Below are 17,261 nucleotides of genomic sequence, written 5' to 3'. Positions count from 1 at the left end.
CTCGTTCCAGCTCACCCCAGCGGCGGAGGACTGGCAAGGGGCTCAGAGCCAGGTGCCGAAGACCCGCTGGTAGGCGTGGCGCGCCCCGATCGTCGCGAGGACGTACCCGGCCATCACCGCCACAAGGATCGGGACCGCCTCGAACGGCAGCGGATGCAGCCGCAGGATCCCGCCGAGCGGCGTGCACGGCAGCAGCAGCCCCGACAGCCCGAGCGCGGCGGCGGTCACCACGATCGTCCGGCCCGGTCGCGGCCCGGTCCGCCCCCGCCGGCGCAGCAGCAGCATCGCCAGGCCCTGCGCGATCAGGTTCTCCGCGAACCAGCCGGTCCGGATCAGCTCCCGCCCCGCCGCGCCGCCGTGCGCGTCCAGCAGCCACCAGAACAACCCGAGCGCCGCCAGGTCGAACAGCGCCCCGACCGGCCCGAGGCACGCCACGAACCGCGCCAGGTCCCGGACGTCGAACGTGCGCGGGCTCCGGATCTGCGCCTCGTCCACCCGGTCGCGCACCAGCGCCAGCTGCGACAGGTCGAAGCACACGTTCTGCACCAGCACCTGCAGCGGCAGCATCGGCAGGAACGGCAGCATCGCGCTCGCCGCCAGCAGCGACACCACGTTCCCCACGTTCGACGTCAACGCGATCTTCACGTACTTCACCGTGTTCGCGAACGTCCGGCGGCCCGCCACGATCGCCTGCTCCAGCACCCCGAGGTCCGGGCGGACCAGCACCACGTCCGCCGACTCCCGGGCCAGGTCCGCCGCGCCCCGCACGGTGATCCCGACGTCCGCCGCGCGCAGCGCCGGCGCGTCGTTCACCCCGTCGCCGAGATACCCGACGGTACGTCCCGCCAGCTGCAGCGCCCGCACGATCCGCGCCTTCTGCGGCGGCCCCACCCGCGCGAACAGCGTCCCCGCACCGGCCAGCCGCGCCAGCTCCGCGTCGTCCAGGTCGACCGCCTCGCGGCCGAGCACCACCCCGGACACCTCGATGCCCGCGTCCCGGCAGATCCGCCGCGCCACCAGCGGATGGTCACCCGTGATCATCACCAGCGCGACGCCGCGCCGGCGCAGCCCCCGCACCGCCGCCGGCGCCGCCGGGTCCAGCCGGTCCCGGAACCCGACGAACCCGACCAGCGTCAGGTCCTGCTCGTCCGCCGGGGTCAGCGGGCCGCCGCGCGTCCGCCGCCCCACCGCGACCGCGAGCAGCCGCACACCGTCCGCCGCCCACCGGTCGTCTAGACGCAGCAGGCGCGCGCGCTCTTCGGCGTCCAGCACCGTGTCACCCGCAGCCGTGCACAGGTTCAGGACGTCCTCCACCGCGCCCTTCACCACAAGCCGCCCGCCCTGCAGAAGGACGGTCGCGCGACGCCGCGCATAGTCGAACGGGATCGCGTCCACACCGGACGGGCCGTCCAGATTCCCCGCGTCCTGCAGCAGCGCCTCGTCGATCGCGTCCCCGACCAGCCGCCCCGCCAGCTCCACCGACCACAGCGCGTTCACCCGCGCCCACCGCAGCACCTCCGGATCCGCCGCCCCGAGCGGATCGAGATGGCACGCCAGCGCCACCTGCTCCTCGGTCAGCGTGCCCGTCTTGTCCACGCACAGCGTGTCCATCGCGCCGAGGTCGTGCACCGCCGGCAGCCGCTTGACGATCACCTGCCGGCCCGCCAGCCCCTTCGCGCCCCGCACCAGCAGCGCCGTCACCACCAGCGGCAGCATCTCCGGCGTCGCCGCGACCGCCACCGCGATCGCCAGCAGCAGCGCGTGGTACCAGTCGCCCCGCAGCACCCCGGCGAGCGCCACCACCACCGGCAGCGCCGCCAGCATCGCCGCGACCAGCGCCCACGACACCACCCGCACGCCCCGGTCGAACGCCGTCTCCGTCCCGCGCCCCGGCCGCCGCTCCCGGTCCGCCGCCCCGAAGTACGTCCGCGCACCCGTCGCGACCGCCACCGCCGTCCCGGTCCCGCTCACCACGGTCGTCCCCATGAAGCACAACCGCGGATGGTCGAACAGGTCGCCCGGACGGCCCTCCGGCGCGTCCGTCCACGCCGCGTGCTTGCCCGCCGGAAGCGACTCCCCGGTCAGCATCGCCTGGTTGATCTCCAGGTCCACCGAGTTCAGCAGCCGCAGATCCGCCGGCACCACGTCGCCCGGGCCGAGCAGCACCACGTCCCCCGGCACCACCTGGTCGACCGGCACCTCCCGCGCCACCGGCTCCGCGCCCGGACGCGCCCGCCGCAGCACCGTCGCCGTCGTCGCCACCATCGTCCGCAGCGCCGCCGCCGCACGCCCCGACCGCGCCTCCTGCCGATACCGCATCGCCCCGCTGAACACCGCCAGCACGCAGATCAGCACCGCGCCCCGCACGTCCCCCGTCAGCGCCGACACGACCCCGAGGAAGACCAGCACCACCACGAACGGCGCCGCGACCGCCCCGCCCAGCCTGCGCGCACGGCGCGGCCCCGGGCCGTCCTCGAACCGCAGCAGCCGCTCCTGCGCCTCCGCCTCGTCCAGGCCCTTCGGCGAGGTCTCCCACCGCCGCAGCACCGCCAGCGGCGGCTGCACCGCGCACTCCCGCAGCCCCTGCGTCCGCGCCGGCGGCGCGACGGGCGGGTCAGGCGCCCAGACCACGGGCGCGCCCTGCGTCACCCCGCAGATGCGCGACCATCTGCCGGACGATCGCCGCCACGTGCGGATCGTCGACCACGTAGAACTGGTGCCGGCCCTCCCGGCGCGCCCGCACCAGCCCCGCCAGCTTCAGCTTCGCCAGGTGCTGGCTGACCGCCGCGACCGTCCCGTCCACCTCGTCGGCCAGCGAGCTGACGTCCCGCTCCCCGTGCGTGAGCACCCACACGATGTGCAGCCGCGTCGTGGCCGCCAGCATCCCGAACCGGCCCGCCGCCTCCTGCAGCAGCGCCGGAGACAGCGCCAGGTCCTCGCTCATGCTCCCCCGCTCCCCCTGCACCGCCCCAGTCTCGCACGCCACAACAATTGCGCAATTGCGCGAATATTTGACAGTATGTCGCCATGACGGTCGAGCGGCGCATCCGCGTGGGCGCCTGGGAGATCACGCTGCGCTGGCCCTCCCCGGCGACCGGCGGCCCGACCGAGATGACGATCCGCCCGCACCCCGACGCCGACCCCCGGCTGGTGTCGCGCGGCCTCACCACCGGCACCCTGCGGTCCGTCCCGCTCCCCGAGCTGACCAGCGACGTCCTGCACTCCGCCCGCACGGCCGCGCTGCCCGTCGCCGAGGCCCGCGCGATCCGCCGCATGGTCGAGGCGGCGCCCCGCCCGGGCCGCAAAGGCCGTCCCGACGAGTTCTTCGCCCTCGTCGCCGCCGTCTACTCCGCCTACGTCGACCTCGGGTACTCCAACCCCGTCCACAAGCTCGCCGAAGCCTGCGACGCCCCCTGGCGCGCCGCCGCGAACTGGGTCCACCTGGCCCGCAAGAAGGGCTTCCTCACCCCCACCCCGGAGCGCCGCTCCGGCGGCGCCCCCACCCCCAAGACCACTAGGGCCCTGGACTCCCGCTAGCTCATCTCGCCCGCCCCCGGTTCCGCCGCCACGCCGCGACGGCCGCGACCCCGATCACGGCCAGCCCGACCTGGAACACCAGCTCGATCCAGTCGACGCCCCTCGTCGTCGCGACCCCCGTCTTCTGCGCGATCGCGGTCCCGATCAGCGCCGCCACGATCCCGATCAGCACGGTCATGAAGATCCCGATGGGCTGCCGTCCCGGCAGCAGCAACCGCCCCAGCCCGCCGATGATCGCCCCGATGACGATCGCGGTGATGATCCCGGTGATGCTCACGTGGGCCCCCTCCCAGAGTGCTGCACCCCCTTGTGCCCGCTCACCACCGCAAATCACCACCCACCGCCCCGCGGCCCGCTCCGAAACCCCCGCGCGAACCCCCCGCGCGGTCGACTACGATGCGGACGAGCCCGCCGGCGTAGCTCAATTGGCAGAGCATCTGTCTTGTAAACAGAAGGTTAGGGGTTCAAGTCCCCTCGCCGGCTCCAGCAGGTCAGACCCCAATTGCGATCTCGGAACGAGGGTCTCCTCACCCCCCAGATCCAGCCTGGTGCGACCAGATTGCGACCAACCCATCACGCCCCTCCCCAACGGCGGGTTTCGCGTCCTTCGGCTGCAGAATCGTCAGGACGGCTTCAGCGGCCGTCCCCCGCGGTGAGCCGCGTCTCGAAGCGATGGGACGGCTCACCCCCCGACGAGGGCCCGGACAGGCCGGCTCGGCTGCTTCACCGCCGAGGCGGTATTCCAACTTCCGGCTGCGCGGCAAGCCCGTTGGCTGCGGCCACCTGGTCGACGAGTTCGTCATCGGAATCGGGAGCCGAACATGGCCCCGTGGGCCGAGTAGTACCTCGAGCGCCACCTGCCCGCGGTCAGGCGCGTACCTGCGAGGACGGAGCTCGGCGGGCTGAGCGGGGTCGCAAGAAGGTCGTCGATGACCGCGGTGCTGTACTGCGCCCGTGTCCGTCCACTGCACGTACTTCGCCCAGCGCTGCGCGGCGTCGCGGAAGTGGCCGGTTTCGAGGTTGCGGGCTGCGGTAAAGCGCTGCAGCGGTTCGAGAATGCTCGCCGGGATGGCCTCGTACACGTTCGGGGAGGGCGAGGCACAGATCCTCGCTGAGTACCGCCACTCCTGACCAGGAGATCAGGGCTCGTCGTACCGGACGGCCACCACGGAACTCAGTGGCCCCGGTCGTCATGTACTGCGACGAGGGCTCCTCGAACCGAAACCACAGATCGTGCAAGGCCCGCCTGCGGTGGACCGGGTGAACTCCGATCTCGATGCTCACCGCCGCCTCTGTTCGTTGACGCCTCACCGTTCAGGATGCTGCGCGCACGACCGCGATGCACCGCGCCGCGCCCCTCATTTGGTGAGGGGCGCGGCGCGGTCTTTTCCGCCTCCGCAGGTCAGGCGACTTCGGCTCGTGCGGCCTCACTGAAAAGCGGGTTCGTCATCGCGAGGACCTTCGGGACGAAGTGCCCCTTGCCGCACACCATTCCGACGGCCTTCTCCCTCGCCGCGAGGGTCGTCGTGTCGATTTCCCCGTCGTACTCGCCCATCGCGTCGTCCGGGGTGTGCTTCACGCCCTTGGTGTCGGTGATCGAGAAGTAGAGCGGGTTCACCTCGAGCGGCTTCTTCGCCTGGTTGGTGACGGTGACCTTCACGCACGACAGTGCGCCGCCCTGCGACAGCACGCTCTTGCGTGCGACCGCGCGCTTGGCGACCAGCTTGATCGGCACGGCCTTGGCTGCCTTCGGCTTCCCGGACGTTTTCGCGCCGGCCTTGGCGCTGGTCTGCGTCTCGGGAGTGGTGCCGGCCGCGGGGTCGCAGGCGGTCAGGGCGAGGCCTGCGGCGCAGGCGATGGCGGCCATGGTTGCGATGCGCATGGGTTCCCCGTTCGTGGAGTGGTGTGCCGTGGCGGGAGGCGCGTCCCTGTAGCGGCGTGACTGTGACGTGCAGCGTTTACCGGGCGTTCACCTTGGTGAGGGTGGTGTCCCGATCCAGACAGCCGAGGGTCGTGGCTTTCCCGGATGCGAGGGGCGCCCGTGAGGCGCCGGTAGGTGGCGACATTCCGGTCGGCGGCGAGCCACACCGCGCAGCGGAGGTCGCAGCGCTCGAGCAGCTGCGTGGTGTACCGGAGGACGCCGGGCATCGCGGGCGGGCCGACTTGCTGGACGGGCTTTACTCCGCCTGGGCTTCACCAGCCGAAACGGCACTAGATGATCTCGGGCCGGACGGGGCCGGACTCAGGAAGCCAGGGGCACCCACCACGTCGCGGGGTCAGGCGCGCTGGACGTCTTGGTTACGCGGGGGGCTTGGTGTGGTGGTCGCTGATGGCGTCCAGGACCTCGGGGAGCATGCCGCGGGCCGCGGCGGAGCGCAGATGGTCCAGGTAGTCGCGGGACTCGACGATCTTTCCGTCCCTCACCCGCATGATGAAGACGGCCGGGATGGTGAAGGGTTCACCCGTCTCCACCACGACGCCTTCGTACTGGAACTCGCCCACGATGACCTCGGGGTCAGTGGTCTCGTGGACGTTGATCTGCGTCGGGCGGCGCCGCAGGGTCGGGCCCTGGTACGGCTGTGCCCCGCCGCCGAAGTGAACTCGAAGCTCTTCGCGGGAGAACATCGGGGGCGCCCCCACCGGGTGGAACGGGTGGGAGACATCCGTCTGCTCCGCGTACAGGTCCAGCACGTCCGCCCAGCGCTCTTCGCAGACGCCGTTCACAAGTTTCAGGAAGACTTCGCGAGGGGTGTCGGTCACTGGGTCACCTTAACCCGCCCGTCTTGGGGCGAGCTGGGCGATTTGCGGGCGTGCGGTTAGGCGGCGCCTTAGGCCGGTTCGCATGCGTGCTGACGCGCCGGGCAATGTGGCCAGCCGCTGTAGCTCGTCCGGCTCTAGTTCTTGTCGGACGGCGAGTGCGAGCACGGCGGCGTAGGGGCGGCTCGTTGAGGTCAGCAGAAGAGCTTCGAGTTCGGCCAGCACCTTGAGGAGCACTTCGCGATCTGCGTTCGGGTGCTCGGCGATAAGGCGCAGGAGCCGGTTGTCGTTCCATGCGCTGTCGCGTTGGGAACACAGTTCGAGGAGGACCTGGGCGGGTGTGCGCAGGTTGGAGGCCAGGGCCTGCCACACGAACGGATACGGACACTCGGCGAGATGTGCGAGTGTCCGAACGTCCGTGTTCGGGTCGCTTGCCGCATCGCGGTAGTCCGCGGGTGTGTGGAAGCGTCGGTGTGCTTCGCCTGGAGGCAACTTACTGCGCCGATCTGGGGTTGAGCGCGTAGCATCCGCGCTCATGGCCTTGTTCGATGACGTCAAAGCCTCGTTCTGGGGAGCCGGTGACTACGGCGTTCAGCCGGCCTTGACCGAAGAGGCGATCGAGGAGGCCGAGAGTCTCTTGGGCGTGAGGCTTCCTTCTGCGTTGCTCGATCTTTTGAGGGTTCGGAACGGCGGTGCGGTGGCCGATTGCTGGAACGCCTTTCCGGTCGGCCGGCCGAACTCTTGGGCGGACGGCTATGTTTCGCTGAACGAGTTGTTCGGGATCGGGCGGCGTGAAGGGATGTTGTCTCTCCTGGACACCGCGTACCTGGTCGAGGAGTGGGGGTTGCCCTCGCCGGTCGTCCTCTTGTCGGGGGGACGGGCACTGGTGGATCGCGTTGGACTACCGGGCGGACGAGCGGCGACGCGAGCCGCCGGTCATCTGGATCGACGCCGACCTGGAGACCGATTTCTTGCTGGCAGCCGACTTTCGGTCGTTCGTTCAAGGGCTTGTTCCTGCTGCGGGCTTCGAGGGGTGAGCAGTTCTCAGCTCAGGCGTCGTTCGGCTTCGGGCCATGGTTGTGGGCCGGTGAAGTCTTCGCTCATTGCGGCTTCTTCCTCGTACCAGGCTGTTCCGGACAGCCAGGTTTCGAGCCAGGCGGAGAGGCTTTCGGCGTCCTGGAACCAGGCGTGCGTCCAGTCGTCCGCCACGGCATTGGGCTCGAAGAGCAGGACGGGTGCTTGAGGGACGGTGCAGTCGACCGCCGCGTACATGCCGCAGCCCCAGTCGAGGATCGGCAGGACGCCAGCGGGCCAATGGCCGGTGGCTCGTTCGGCTTCATAGGCAGCAGTGCAGCTTGGGGAGCCGGTGAGGGGCAGGAGTTGGTAGTCGGGGCCGAAACCGCCGTTCCCGATCTCCCGGTAAAGGCGTGACAGGAGAGGAGGCAGCGGGACGCCGAGGGCGGCCTCTGCCTCCTTGATCTGCTCGCTGGTGGCGCGGGGCGGTTCGCCGTCCTGGAGTACGCGCTCGGCTACCAGCTTCAGCACTTCTTGGTCCGTCACGCGGCTCATGATGGCAGTCGTCCACGACAGTTCGGCGGCGGTCGGCCTTGGGGGACCATGAGGGCGTGATGATGAATCAGTTGTTCGAAGAGCGGCCGAAGCAGTGGGGGCTTCGGGGGGATCCGTATGTGTGGGACGTACTTCAGGAGCGTCTGCGGGGGACGCCTGTGCCGACGGAGGCGGGCGAGGTCGAGGGGTTGCTGCTCGACGCCTTTCGCGCGGTGGTGGGGGTGGATCTGAGGACGGCTCAGGAGGAGTCCGTATATCGGGAGGAGTTCGCGCACGGCGGGATGTCCAGCGGGTCCGTCCATCTGCCGACGTGGCGGGAGCGGCTGGTGCCGTTGCTGGTTCAGCGGGCGCGGGGGTAGGTCGAAGATTCCGCGGTGCCGGTGTCGATTCGGGGGCACGGCGTTCGTGTAGGGGGTGAGGGGTCGGCGCCGGGCCGGCCGTGGGTGAGGAGGTCGGCTCGTGGGGAAGTTGACTGTGGTGGAGAACGTGACGCTCGACGGGGTGATGCAGGCGCCCGGGCGGGCGGACGAGGACGAACGGGACGGGTTCCCGCACGGTGGTTGGGGGATTCCCGGGAATGACGAGGTCATGGCCGCCGAGATGGGCAAGCGGATGGGCGGTGGCGGGGCGATCCTGCTCGGCCGGCGGACGTACGAGGACTTCCACCGGGTGTGGCCCGGGCGGAAGGACAACCCGTACACCGAGGTCCTGAACCGGACGCGCAAGTACGTCGTGTCGCGGACGCTGCGGGAGCCGCTGCCGTGGGAGAACTCGGTGCTCGTGGACGACGCCGGGGCGGTCGCGGGGATCAAGGAGCGGGAGGAGGGGCTGACGGTGCACGGCAGCGGGGAGCTCGTCCGGTCGCTGGCGCGGCTGGGGCTCGTGGACGAGTACCTGCTGCTGATCCATCCGGTGGTGCTGGGGACGGGGCGGCGATTGTTCGCGGGGTTCTCGGAGAATCTGCGGCTGGTGGGCACCGTCACGACGACGACGGGGGTCGTCATCGCGACCTATCGGAAACTGGAGGACGCATGAAGCGGTACGTGTTCAACATCATCCAGCCCGTGGGCGAGAAGCCGCCTCCGGAGGAGCTGGAGAAGGTGATGGCGCAGCTCGGGGAGATCCGGCGGGAGCTGGAGCTCTCGGAGGCGTGGGTGTTCGGGTGCCCGCTGCAGGAGCCGGGGGACAGCGCGGTGGTGCGGGTCCAGGGCGATGACGTGGTCGCGACGGACGGTCCGTACACCGAGGGCAAGGAGCACATCGGCGGGTTGACGATCGTGAAGATGGAGACCCAGGACGAGGCGCTGTGGTGGGCCGGGCGGTATTCGCGGGTGACGGGGCTGCCGGTGGAGGTGCGACCCTTCCAGGGTGACTGCTGACGACGTCGAGCGGGCGTTCCGGGAGGAGCACGGGCGCGCGGTGGCGGTGCTCGTGCGGGCGTTCGGGGATCTGGACGTCGCGGAGGAGGCCGTGCAGGACGCGTTCGCCGAGGCGCTGCGGCGGTGGCCGGTGGACGGGCCGCCGCCGAGCCCGGCGGGGTGGATCATCACGACGGCGCGGAACCGGGCGGTCGACCGGCTGCGGCGGGAGGGCGCGCGTCCGGGCAAGCATGCGCAGGCGGCGCTGCTGAGGGGTCCGGCGGAGGCGGAGCCGGCGGTGGGCGACGACCGGTTGCGGCTGCTGTTCACGTGCTGCCATCCGGTGCTGGGGATGGCGGCGCGGGTGGCGTTGACGTTGCGGATGGTGGGCGGGTTGTCGACGGCGGAGGTCGCGCGGGCGTTCCTGGTGCCGGAGGCGACCATGGCGCAGCGGCTGGTGCGGGCGAAGGCGCGGATCCGGGAGGCCCGGGTCCCGTACCGGGTGCCGGAAGCGGAGAAGCTTCCGGGGCGGCTGGCGGGGGTCCTCGCGGTGGTCTACCTGGTGTTCAACGAGGGGTACCGGCGGGAGGGGCCGGCGGCGGAGGCGATCCGGCTGGGCCGGGTGCTGCTGGAGCTGCTGCCGGACGAGCCGGAGGTGCGGGGGCTGCTGGGGTTGATGCTGCTGGTGGAGTCGCGGCGGGCGGCGCGGGTGCGGGGCGGTGAGCTGGTGCTGCTCGCCGATCAGGATCCGGGGCTGTGGGACGGGGCGCTGGCGGAGGAGGGGCGGGGGCTGGTGCGGTGGTGCCTGCGGCGGAACCGTCCGGGGCCGTACCAGATCCAGGCGGCGATCAACGCGGTGCACAGCCGTCCGCCGACGGACTGGCGGCAGGTGCTGGCGTTGTACGACCAGCTCATGGCGGTGGCGCCGAGCCCGGTGGTGGCGCTGAACCGGGCGGTGGCGGTGGCCGAGGTCGAGGGGGTGGACGCGGCGCTTCCCCTGGTCGAGGAGCTCGATCTCGGCCGCTATTACCTGTTCCATGCGGTTCGTGCGGATCTGCTGCGGCGGTCGGGCCGGGACGGGGAGGCCGCCGCGGCCTACGGCGAGGCGCTCACGCGCACCGGGGACGAGGTCGAGATCGCGTTCCTGGAGCGGCGGCGCCTCGGCGTGCTGCGGAGCGAGGGGTCATGATCGGCGGTTGAAGGCCTGGCCGGCGACGAGGGCGCCGAGCGCGACGGTGAAGCCGACGATCTGCCAGCCGGTGAGGGTCTGGCCGAGGATCAGCAGGCCGGCGAGGGTCGCGACCATCGGGTTGGTGAGGCCGAGCAGCGACACCGAGGTGGGCGGCAGCCGGTCGATGCCGCGGAACCACAGCGCGTACGCGATGGCGGTTCCGATGACGCCGAGGTACACGAATCCGAGGACGTTCTGGCCGGTCAGGGACGTGGGGACGCCTTCGAAGGCGAGCGTGAACGGGGCGAGGACGAGCCCGCCGACGGTGAGCTGCCAGCCCGTCATGACGATCGGGGACTCGGGCCGCCCCCACTTCTTGGCCAGCACGATCGCGGTGGCCATCAGCGACGTCGCGGTGAGCATGGCGGCGATGCCGAGCGGGTCGAGGCGGGCGTCACCGGTGAGGGTCAGCAGCGCGACGCCGCCGGTCCCGGCGATGGCCGAGTAGAGCACGGCGCGGGCGGGGCGAGCGTGCAGGACCAGCAGCGACAGGACGGCGACGACCAGCGGCTGGACGGATCCGATCGTGGCGGCGACGCCGCCGGGCAGCCGGTAGGCGGCGAAGAAGATCAGCGGGAAGAACGCGCCGAAGTTGAGGACGCCGAGGACGGCGGACTTCCACCACCAGGAGCCCTTGGGGAGGCGCCGGTTGGCGGCGAGCAGCACGAGCCCGGCGGGCAGGGCGCGCATCGTTGCGGCCAGCAGGGGGCGGCCGTCGGGCAGCAGCGTGGTGGTGACGACGTAGGTGGTGCCCCAGCTGGCGGGCGCGAGCGCGGCGAGGCCGAGGTCGGCGGCGTAGCGGTTGCGCAGAGGCCGGGGTGCCGCGATGGCGGTCATCTGGTTCGCCCTTCACTGATCATCTCAACGTTGAGATGACAACATGCGAGTTACATGACCGTCAATCCTCTGAACGTTGAGATTATTTGCGGTAATGGAGTGATGTGCGTCACTCCGGCGCATCCGTGACCTTGGACTGTCGGCCGGGCACGGAACGTGTCCCTTGCAGGGGTCCACCGGCGGGCCGACGCTGGCTTCGGCAACCGATCGAGAGGAGCTCCCCTTGCTTCAGGTCATCGGCGTCGGATTCGGCCGGACCGGCACGCTCTCCCTGCGGACCGCCCTGGAACGGCTCGGTTTCGGCCCCTGCCACCACATGAAGGCCCTGTTCGAGGACCCCGCACAGATCGGCCTATGGCGCGAGGTCGCCGAATCGCAAACCCCCGACTGGGACCGCGTCTACGACGGCTACCGCGCCACCGTCGACTGGCCCGGCGCCGCGTACTGGCGCGAACTCGTCCGCCACTACCCCGATGCGAAGGTCGTCCTGACCGTCCGCGACCCCGAACGCTGGTACCAGAGCGCGCAGGCCACCATCTTCCAGTCGCACAACGCGGACCTGGACGGCGCGCCCGCGGAGGTCGCCGAGATGCGCGACGTCGCCGACGCCATCGTCTGGAAGGGCGTCCTCGGCGGCCGCTTCGACAGGGACCACGCGATCGCGACGTTCAACCGGCACAACGAGGCCGTGCGCCGCGAGATCCCGTCCGGGCGGCTCCTGGAATTCGAGGCCGCCCAGGGATGGGACCCGCTCTGCGCGTTCCTCGGCGTCCCCGTCCCGGACGAGCCGTACCCGCGCAGCAACGACCGCGCCGAGTTCACCGCCATGCTGAAGGAACGCCTGGGCGGCGCCGCCTCCTGACGGGTCCCGGGCCCCGGCGGCTTCGAGAGCGCCGGGGCCGGGGAAGCGGTCAGGAGCGCAGGCGGCTGACCTCGTACAACGCGATCCCGGCGGCCACGCCCGCGTTCAGCGACTCCGCCTTGCCCGGCATCGGGATCGTCACGAGCATGTCGCAGGTGTCGGCGACGAGCCGGCCCAGGCCCTTGCCCTCCGAGCCCACGACCAGCACGAACGGGCCGTTCGCGATCTCCATGTCGGCGACCGTCACGCCGCCGCGCGCGTCCAGGCCCGCGACGAAGCAGCCGGCCTTCTGGTACGCCTTCAGCTGCCGCGACAGGTTCGTGGCCTGCGCCACCGGAATCGTCGCGAGCGTCCCGGCGGACGACTTCCACGCCCCCGCGTTCACGCCCGCCGCGCGCCGCTCCGGCACCACCACGCCGGTCGCGCCGAACGCCGCCGCGGACCGGACGATCGCACCGAGGTTGCGCGGGTCGGTGATCCCGTCCACCGCGACGATCAGCGGGGACGTACCGGTGAGCAGGTCGTCGGGATGCGCGTACCGGTACGGCTTGACCTGCAGCGCGATGCCCTGGTGGACGGCCCCGTCGGTCAGCCGGTCCATCTCGTTCTTGCCGGTCTCCAGCAGCGGGATGCCGCGGTCGGCGGCCAGCTGGATCGACTCGCGGACCCGCTCGTCGGTGCCCGACGACACGTACAGCGTGCTGCCCGGCACCCCGGCGCGCAGCGCCTCCACGACCGGGTTGCGGCCGGTGACCAGCTCGGGGACCTCGCCGTTCGCGCGGCGCGCCCCCGCCGGACGCCCCGCCGAGGCCGGACGGCCCTCACCCGTGCGCGGGCGCCCGCCCGGCCCCATCGTCTGGGTGCCGGTGCGCTTCGCGCTCTTGACGGCGCGCGCCTTCTGCCGCTTGCCGTGCCAGTGCCGGTCCTCGGCCTTGGGGGTGGGACCCTTGCCCTTGCGCTTGGCCATTGTTCGGTACGCCCCTCGCGACGATTGCGTGCTCGCCCTCGCGGCTGTCGGGCGGCTGAGAAAACTCCGGGGCGCGCACATGCGGGCGCCCGCGAACATCCCATTTTATCCGCCGCGGCCAGTGTCGCGGCCGGATCAGTCGCGTTTCAGCTCCCAGCGGGCGCCGTGCGGGGTGTCCTCCACGACGATCCCCGCGGCGGAGAGCCCATCGCGGATCGCGTCGGCGGACGCGTAGTCCTTGCGGGCCCGCGCCGCCTGCCGCTGCTCCAGGGCCACCGCGACCAGGGCGTCCACCACCGGGCGCAGGTCGTCGCCGCCGGTCAGGCTCCACTGCTCCGACAGCGGGTCGAGGCCCAGCACGCCCGCCATCGCCCGGACGGCCGCCAGGTGCCCGCGGACCGCGTCCTCGTCGCCGGCCGCCAGCGCGCTGTTGCCCTCCCGGACGGTCTCGTGCAGCGTCGCGAGGGCCTGCGGGACGCCCAGGTCGTCGTTCATCGCGTCCGCGAACGCCTCGGGCACCGCCCCTGCGGGCTCCCCCGCGCCGACGACCTCGCTCGCCCGCGTCACGAACCCCTCGATGCGCTGGTAGGCCGACACCGCCTCGGCCAGCGCCGCGTCGGTGTAGTCCATCAGCGACCGGTAGTGCGCCGAGGCCAGGTAGTAGCGGATCTCCGCCGGACGGGCCCTCCCGAGCAGGTCGGGCAGCAGCACCACGTTCCCGACCGACTTGCTCATCTTCTCGCCGTCGACCGTCAGCAGCCCGTTGTGCAGCCAGTACCGCGCGAACCCGTCGCCCGCCGCGCGGGACTGGGCGATCTCGTTCTCGTGGTGCGGGAAGATCAGGTCGACGCCGCCGCCGTGGATGTCGAAGACGGGGCCGAGGTACTTGGTCGCCATCGCCGAGCACTCCAGGTGCCAGCCGGGCCGCCCGTCGCCCCACGGCGTCTCCCAGGCGGGCTCGCCGGGCTTGGCGCCCTTCCACAGCGCGAAGTCGCGCGGGTCGCGCTTGGCGTCCTCGTTCGGGGTGTCGCCCGTCGGCCGCATGTTCTCCAGCCGCTGGTTCGACAGCTCGCCGTAGTGGTCGGCCCACGACTTCACGTCGAAGTACACGTCGCCGGCCGCGGTGTAGGCGTGCCCCTTCTCGATCAGCCGCCGGATCAGCACGATCATCTCCGGGACGTGCCCGGTGGCGCGCGGCTCGATCGTCGGCGGCAGGCATCCGAGCAGGTCATAGCCTTGCGTGAAGACCCGCTGGTTGCCCTCGGCGACCGCGAACCACGGCACGCCCCGCTCCGCCGACACCGCGATGATCTTGTCGTCGACGTCGGTGACGTTCCGCGCGAACGTCACCTCGTAGCCGGACGCCCGCAGCCACCGCAGCAGCACGTCGTAGATGACACCGGACCGGAGATGCCCGATGTGCGGTGAAGCCTGCGGCGTCGCACCACACACGTACATCCCCACGCGGCCCTCTTCCAGGGGCTCGAACGTGCGGACGCTACGGGTACCGGTGTCGTAAAGGCGCAGACTCACAGCCACAGGTTATTGGATGGGCCCCTGCCCGCGCGGGCTCTCGCGCACCCGCACGCCGATCTCGTGGCCCCCTCCGCGCGAGCCCGGGGCCGGTGGCCGGCGTTCAGGAGACGAAGGCCTTGGCGAGGCCGGCGGCGAAGGCGGGCGCCTCGGCACCGAAGCCGCCGTGGTCGCCCGGGTAGGTCTCGGCGGGCTTCCCCAGCCGCTCGGCGAGGGCGAGACCGGCCCGGTGGGGCGGCTCCCCGGCGGACCGCTCCCCGACCGCCACGGTGATCGCTACCGGCGACCCGCGCAGCGCCTCCACGTCGGGGACGTGGCGTCCGAAGCCGGGCACCTCGTAGCCGATGAAGAAGTCGGTGTTCTTCTCGAAGCGCGCGAACATCTCCAGCATCTCGGGACTCGGCCGGCCCCCCTCACCGGCCTCGTGGGCCACGCCCGCCTCCTCGGCCTCGCCTTCGCCGCCGGCCATGCCCATGGCGGCACCGAAGACGCCCATGGCCGGGCCCACGCCGCCCTCCTGATACGCACGCTCGACGTCCGAGATGACCGTCTCCCAGTGGTCGGCGTCCGGCAGCAGCCCGAGCAGCGGCGGCTCGTGCGCGACGACCGCGCGGACCTGCTCCGGATGCCGCGCCGCCAGGTCAAGCGCGATCTGCGCGCCGGAGCTGTTGCCGAACACGAAGGCGGGGCCGTCCGCCACCTCGCCGAGCAGCCGGGACGCGTCGTCGGCATGGACCGCGACGTCCTGCTGCCCGGGCGGCCCGGCCAGCGGGCTGCGGGAGTTGCCGCGCCGGTCATAGGTGACCACCGTGTAGCGGTCGGCGAGCAGCCCGGCGAGGCCGGCGTAGCCCGCCGCGTCGTAGATCCCGCCGCAGATCAGCAGCAGGACGGGCCCGGACCCGCGCACCTCGTAGTGCAGGGAGGCTCCGGGGACGTCAAGGGTTCGCGTCGTCGTTTCCATCGTGTCTTCTCCGTCGAGTCGTGCGATTCGGGCTTCGAGGTAGCGCTGTTCGGGGAGGCTCGTGGTGCCGCGGGCGGCCTCCCGGTAGGCATCGCGGGCCGCCGCCGTGTCGCCCGCCTGCTCCAGCAGGTGGGCCCGGACGGCCGCGAGCCGGTGGTGCTCGGACAGGCGCTCGTCGCCCTCCAGGGTCTTCAGCAGGCCGAGGCCGGCCCGCGGGCCGTGCACCATCGCGAGCGCGACGGCCTCGTTCAGCGTGATCATCGGGTTCGGTGCCAGGTGCGACAGCAGCCGGTACAGGGCCAGGATCTGCGGCCAGTCCGTGTCGCCGGGACGCGCGGCCTCCGCGTGCACGGCGGCGATCGCGGCCTGCACCTGGTACGGGCCGGGCGGCGACCAGGTGAGCGCATCGGTGATCAGCCCCGTGCCCTCGGCGATGGACGCCGCGTCCCAGCGCGTCCGGTCCTGCTCCGACAGCGGGACGAGCAGGCCGTCGGCGCCGGTGCGGGCAGGCCGCCGGGCATCGGTCAGCAGCATCAGCGCGAGCAGTCCGGTGACCTCCCCGTCGCCGGGCAGCAGGCCGTGCACCGCCCTGGCCAGCCGGATCGCCTCCGCCGTCAGGTCGGCGCGCTGCAGGTCCGGGCCGCTGGACGCGGTGTACCCCTCGTTGAAGATCAGGTACAGGACCTGCAGCACGGCGCGGAGCCGCTCGTCGCGCTCGGCCGGGGGCGGCGGGGCGAACCGGGCGCCGGCCGACTTGATCCGCTGCTTGGCCCGGCTGATCCGCTGCGCCATCGTCGCCTCCGGTACCAGGAACGCCCGCGCGATCTGCGCGGTGGTCAGCCCGCCGACCGCGCGGAGGGTGAGCGCGACCTGCGAGGACGCCGTCAGCGCCGGATGGCAGCAAAGGAACAGCAGGGTCAGCGTGTCGTCGCGGTCGCCGGGCCGGTCCTCGCCGGGGCCGTCCTCGCCGGCCGGCACCTCCCGCAGCGCGACGGCGGCCTCCCGGTCGCGGCGCGCGCGCTCGCTGCGCCACTGGTCGGTCAGCCGGCGCGTCGCGACGGTCAGCAGCCAGCCGCGCGCGTTCTCCGGGAGGCCCTCCTCCGGCCACTGGACGGCGGCGGCGAGCAGCGCCTCCTGCACGGCGTCCTCGCAGGCGTCGAACGCGCCGTGCCGCCGGACGAGGGTCCCGAGGACCTGCGGCGCCAGCTCGCGCAGCAGGTCCTCGACCGCGACGGGGACCGTCACATCTCGCTCCCCGCGTGGTGCATCACCGGCCGCACCTCCATGCGCCCGCCGAACCGGACGTCCGGCCACCGCGAGGCGATCTCGACGGCCCGCTCCAGGCTGTCGCAGTCGACGGTGAGGTACCCGGCGAGGTGCTCCTTCGCCTCGACGAACGGGCCGTCGGTCACGGCGGGCAGCCCGTCCTTCCGCCGGACCACCCTGGTGGTGGACGGGTCGGCGAGCGCCTCGGTCACCACCAGCTCGCCGCGCTCGGTGATCTCCTTCATGATCTCGCCGACCTCGCCGAACAGCTCCTGCCGTTCCTGCTCGGTCAGCTCCTCGACGAACCCCGGCCGGTTGAAGATCAGCAGCATGTACTTCACGGTGTCTCCTCGCTCCGACGCGGCCCCTGTGGCCGCACGTCA

19 protein-coding genes, 1 tRNA gene and 1 pseudogene are annotated in these 17,261 nt (G+C 72.0%); 9 read left to right on the top strand and 12 right to left on the bottom strand.

Features of this window, described 5'->3' with window-relative positions; all coding sequences use genetic code 11:
• Window positions 1-42 precede the first annotated feature (42 nt).
• Together mgtA and J4709_RS23830 are read right to left on the bottom strand one after the other, a co-directional pair.
• Window positions 43-2,631, bottom strand: a complete 2,589-nt coding sequence (gene mgtA, locus J4709_RS23835) for a magnesium-translocating P-type ATPase (protein WP_208243992.1) — start codon at window positions 2,629-2,631, stop codon at window positions 43-45.
• Window positions 2,615-2,944 carry an ArsR/SmtB family transcription factor gene (locus tag J4709_RS23830; protein WP_208243991.1) on the bottom strand — a complete coding sequence of 110 codons (330 nt, stop codon included), beginning with the start codon at window positions 2,942-2,944 and terminating at the stop codon, window positions 2,615-2,617. Before J4709_RS23830 ends, mgtA begins: the two co-directional genes overlap by 17 nt.
• Window positions 2,945-3,027: 83 nt before the next feature.
• On the opposite strand from J4709_RS23830, the gene J4709_RS23825 reads away from it, so the two are divergent.
• Window positions 3,028-3,537: a hypothetical protein gene (locus J4709_RS23825; RefSeq protein ID WP_208243990.1), complete on the top strand. Its 510-nt coding sequence runs from the start codon at window positions 3,028-3,030 to the stop codon at window positions 3,535-3,537.
• Between the two features lies 1 nt (window position 3,538).
• Here J4709_RS23825 and J4709_RS23820 read toward each other — a convergent pair whose 3' ends face one another.
• Window positions 3,539-3,814 carry a GlsB/YeaQ/YmgE family stress response membrane protein gene (locus J4709_RS23820; RefSeq protein ID WP_208243989.1) on the bottom strand — a complete coding sequence of 92 codons (276 nt, stop codon included), beginning with the start codon at window positions 3,812-3,814 and terminating at the stop codon, window positions 3,539-3,541.
• Between the two features lie 133 nt (window positions 3,815-3,947).
• Here J4709_RS23820 and J4709_RS23815 point away from each other — a divergent pair.
• Window positions 3,948-4,023, top strand: a tRNA-Thr gene (locus tag J4709_RS23815).
• A gap of 916 nt (window positions 4,024-4,939) precedes the next feature.
• On the opposite strand, the gene J4709_RS23810 is transcribed toward J4709_RS23815, so the two are convergent.
• From J4709_RS23810 to J4709_RS23800, 3 genes are all read right to left on the bottom strand, one after another.
• A complete protein-coding gene (locus J4709_RS23810) occupies window positions 4,940-5,419 on the bottom strand; it encodes a DUF4352 domain-containing protein (protein ID WP_208243988.1) in 480 nt (159 codons plus the stop codon).
• 416 nt (window positions 5,420-5,835) lie between these two features.
• Entirely contained in the window at window positions 5,836-6,297 is a 462-nt protein-coding gene (locus tag J4709_RS23805) for a nuclear transport factor 2 family protein (protein ID WP_208243987.1), read from the bottom strand.
• 9 nt (window positions 6,298-6,306) lie between these two features.
• Window positions 6,307-6,666 (bottom strand): hypothetical protein, encoded by a 360-nt coding sequence (locus tag J4709_RS23800; RefSeq protein WP_208243986.1) that lies wholly within the window; start codon window positions 6,664-6,666, stop codon window positions 6,307-6,309.
• A gap of 163 nt (window positions 6,667-6,829) precedes the next feature.
• Here J4709_RS23800 and J4709_RS56180 point away from each other — a divergent pair.
• Window positions 6,830-7,090, top strand: a pseudogene (locus J4709_RS56180) (SMI1/KNR4 family protein); the annotation flags it as partial.
• A 100-nt stretch (window positions 7,091-7,190) separates the two neighbouring features.
• Window positions 7,191-7,331 (top strand): hypothetical protein, encoded by a 141-nt coding sequence (locus tag J4709_RS23795; protein ID WP_208243985.1) that lies wholly within the window; start codon window positions 7,191-7,193, stop codon window positions 7,329-7,331.
• Between the two features lie 7 nt (window positions 7,332-7,338).
• On the opposite strand, the gene J4709_RS23790 is transcribed toward J4709_RS23795, so the two are convergent.
• Complete coding sequence (locus J4709_RS23790) at window positions 7,339-7,854, bottom strand: SMI1/KNR4 family protein (protein WP_208243984.1); 516 nt, start codon at window positions 7,852-7,854, stop codon at window positions 7,339-7,341.
• A gap of 65 nt (window positions 7,855-7,919) precedes the next feature.
• Between J4709_RS23790 and J4709_RS23785 the strand changes: the two genes are divergently transcribed.
• The 4 genes from J4709_RS23785 to J4709_RS23770 all read left to right on the top strand — a co-directional run bounded on the left by J4709_RS23785 (window position 7,920) and on the right by J4709_RS23770 (window position 10,410).
• Window positions 7,920-8,222 carry a hypothetical protein gene (locus tag J4709_RS23785; protein WP_208243983.1) on the top strand — a complete coding sequence of 101 codons (303 nt, stop codon included), beginning with the start codon at window positions 7,920-7,922 and terminating at the stop codon, window positions 8,220-8,222.
• 100 nt (window positions 8,223-8,322) lie between these two features.
• Window positions 8,323-8,898 carry a dihydrofolate reductase family protein gene (locus J4709_RS23780; protein WP_208243982.1) on the top strand — a complete coding sequence of 192 codons (576 nt, stop codon included), beginning with the start codon at window positions 8,323-8,325 and terminating at the stop codon, window positions 8,896-8,898.
• On the top strand, window positions 8,895-9,242 hold the full coding sequence (locus tag J4709_RS23775; protein ID WP_208243981.1) for a YciI family protein: 348 nt from the start codon (window positions 8,895-8,897) through the stop codon (window positions 9,240-9,242). Before J4709_RS23780 ends, J4709_RS23775 begins: the two co-directional genes overlap by 4 nt.
• Complete coding sequence (locus tag J4709_RS23770) at window positions 9,232-10,410, top strand: RNA polymerase sigma factor (RefSeq protein ID WP_208243980.1); 1,179 nt, start codon at window positions 9,232-9,234, stop codon at window positions 10,408-10,410. Before J4709_RS23775 ends, J4709_RS23770 begins: the two co-directional genes overlap by 11 nt.
• On the opposite strand, the gene J4709_RS23765 is transcribed toward J4709_RS23770, so the two are convergent.
• Window positions 10,405-11,289, bottom strand: coding sequence for an EamA family transporter (locus tag J4709_RS23765; RefSeq protein WP_208243979.1), 885 nt, complete (start codon window positions 11,287-11,289; stop codon window positions 10,405-10,407). The genes J4709_RS23770 and J4709_RS23765 overlap by 6 nt on opposite strands.
• A gap of 223 nt (window positions 11,290-11,512) precedes the next feature.
• On the opposite strand from J4709_RS23765, the gene J4709_RS23760 reads away from it, so the two are divergent.
• Entirely contained in the window at window positions 11,513-12,151 is a 639-nt protein-coding gene (locus tag J4709_RS23760; RefSeq protein WP_208243978.1) for a sulfotransferase family protein, read from the top strand.
• Between the two features lie 49 nt (window positions 12,152-12,200).
• Here J4709_RS23760 and rlmB read toward each other — a convergent pair whose 3' ends face one another.
• From rlmB to J4709_RS23740, 4 genes are all read right to left on the bottom strand, one after another.
• On the bottom strand, window positions 12,201-13,118 hold the full coding sequence (gene rlmB / locus J4709_RS23755) for a 23S rRNA (guanosine(2251)-2'-O)-methyltransferase RlmB (protein ID WP_208243977.1): 918 nt from the start codon (window positions 13,116-13,118) through the stop codon (window positions 12,201-12,203).
• Window positions 13,119-13,253: 135 nt separating this feature from the next.
• Window positions 13,254-14,651 carry a cysteine--tRNA ligase gene (gene cysS, locus J4709_RS23750; protein ID WP_208243976.1) on the bottom strand — a complete coding sequence of 466 codons (1,398 nt, stop codon included), beginning with the start codon at window positions 14,649-14,651 and terminating at the stop codon, window positions 13,254-13,256.
• 103 nt (window positions 14,652-14,754) lie between these two features.
• Window positions 14,755-16,857, bottom strand: coding sequence for an alpha/beta fold hydrolase (locus J4709_RS23745; RefSeq protein WP_208243975.1), 2,103 nt, complete (start codon window positions 16,855-16,857; stop codon window positions 14,755-14,757).
• On the bottom strand, window positions 16,854-17,210 hold the full coding sequence (locus J4709_RS23740) for a YciI family protein (protein ID WP_208244047.1): 357 nt from the start codon (window positions 17,208-17,210) through the stop codon (window positions 16,854-16,856). The genes J4709_RS23745 and J4709_RS23740 overlap by 4 nt, the downstream gene beginning before the upstream one ends.
• Window positions 17,211-17,261: the final 51 nt, after the last annotated feature.

It is taken from the genome of Actinomadura violacea (genome assembly GCF_017573465.1).
GTDB lineage: Bacteria > Actinomycetota > Actinomycetes > Streptosporangiales > Streptosporangiaceae > Spirillospora > Spirillospora violacea.
Note: the sequence above shows the minus strand (reverse complement) of the source record. Positions and strands in the feature narration are given on the sequence as shown.

Excerpts from the sequence above, each read along its gene's own strand:
- J4709_RS23765 (WP_208243979.1), bottom strand. The coding sequence starts at position 11,289 with ATGACCGCCATCGCGGCACCCCGGCCTCTGCGCAACCGCTACGCCGCC.
- J4709_RS23830 (WP_208243991.1), bottom strand. The coding sequence starts at position 2,944 with ATGAGCGAGGACCTGGCGCTGTCTCCGGCGCTGCTGCAGGAGGCGGCG.
- J4709_RS23810 (WP_208243988.1), bottom strand. The coding sequence starts at position 5,419 with ATGCGCATCGCAACCATGGCCGCCATCGCCTGCGCCGCAGGCCTCGCC.
- J4709_RS23825 (WP_208243990.1), top strand. The coding sequence starts at position 3,028 with ATGACGGTCGAGCGGCGCATCCGCGTGGGCGCCTGGGAGATCACGCTG.
- rlmB (WP_208243977.1), bottom strand. The coding sequence starts at position 13,118 with ATGGCCAAGCGCAAGGGCAAGGGTCCCACCCCCAAGGCCGAGGACCGG.
- J4709_RS23740 (WP_208244047.1), bottom strand. The coding sequence starts at position 17,210 with ATGCTGCTGATCTTCAACCGGCCGGGGTTCGTCGAGGAGCTGACCGAG.
- J4709_RS23775 (WP_208243981.1), top strand. The coding sequence starts at position 8,895 with ATGAAGCGGTACGTGTTCAACATCATCCAGCCCGTGGGCGAGAAGCCG.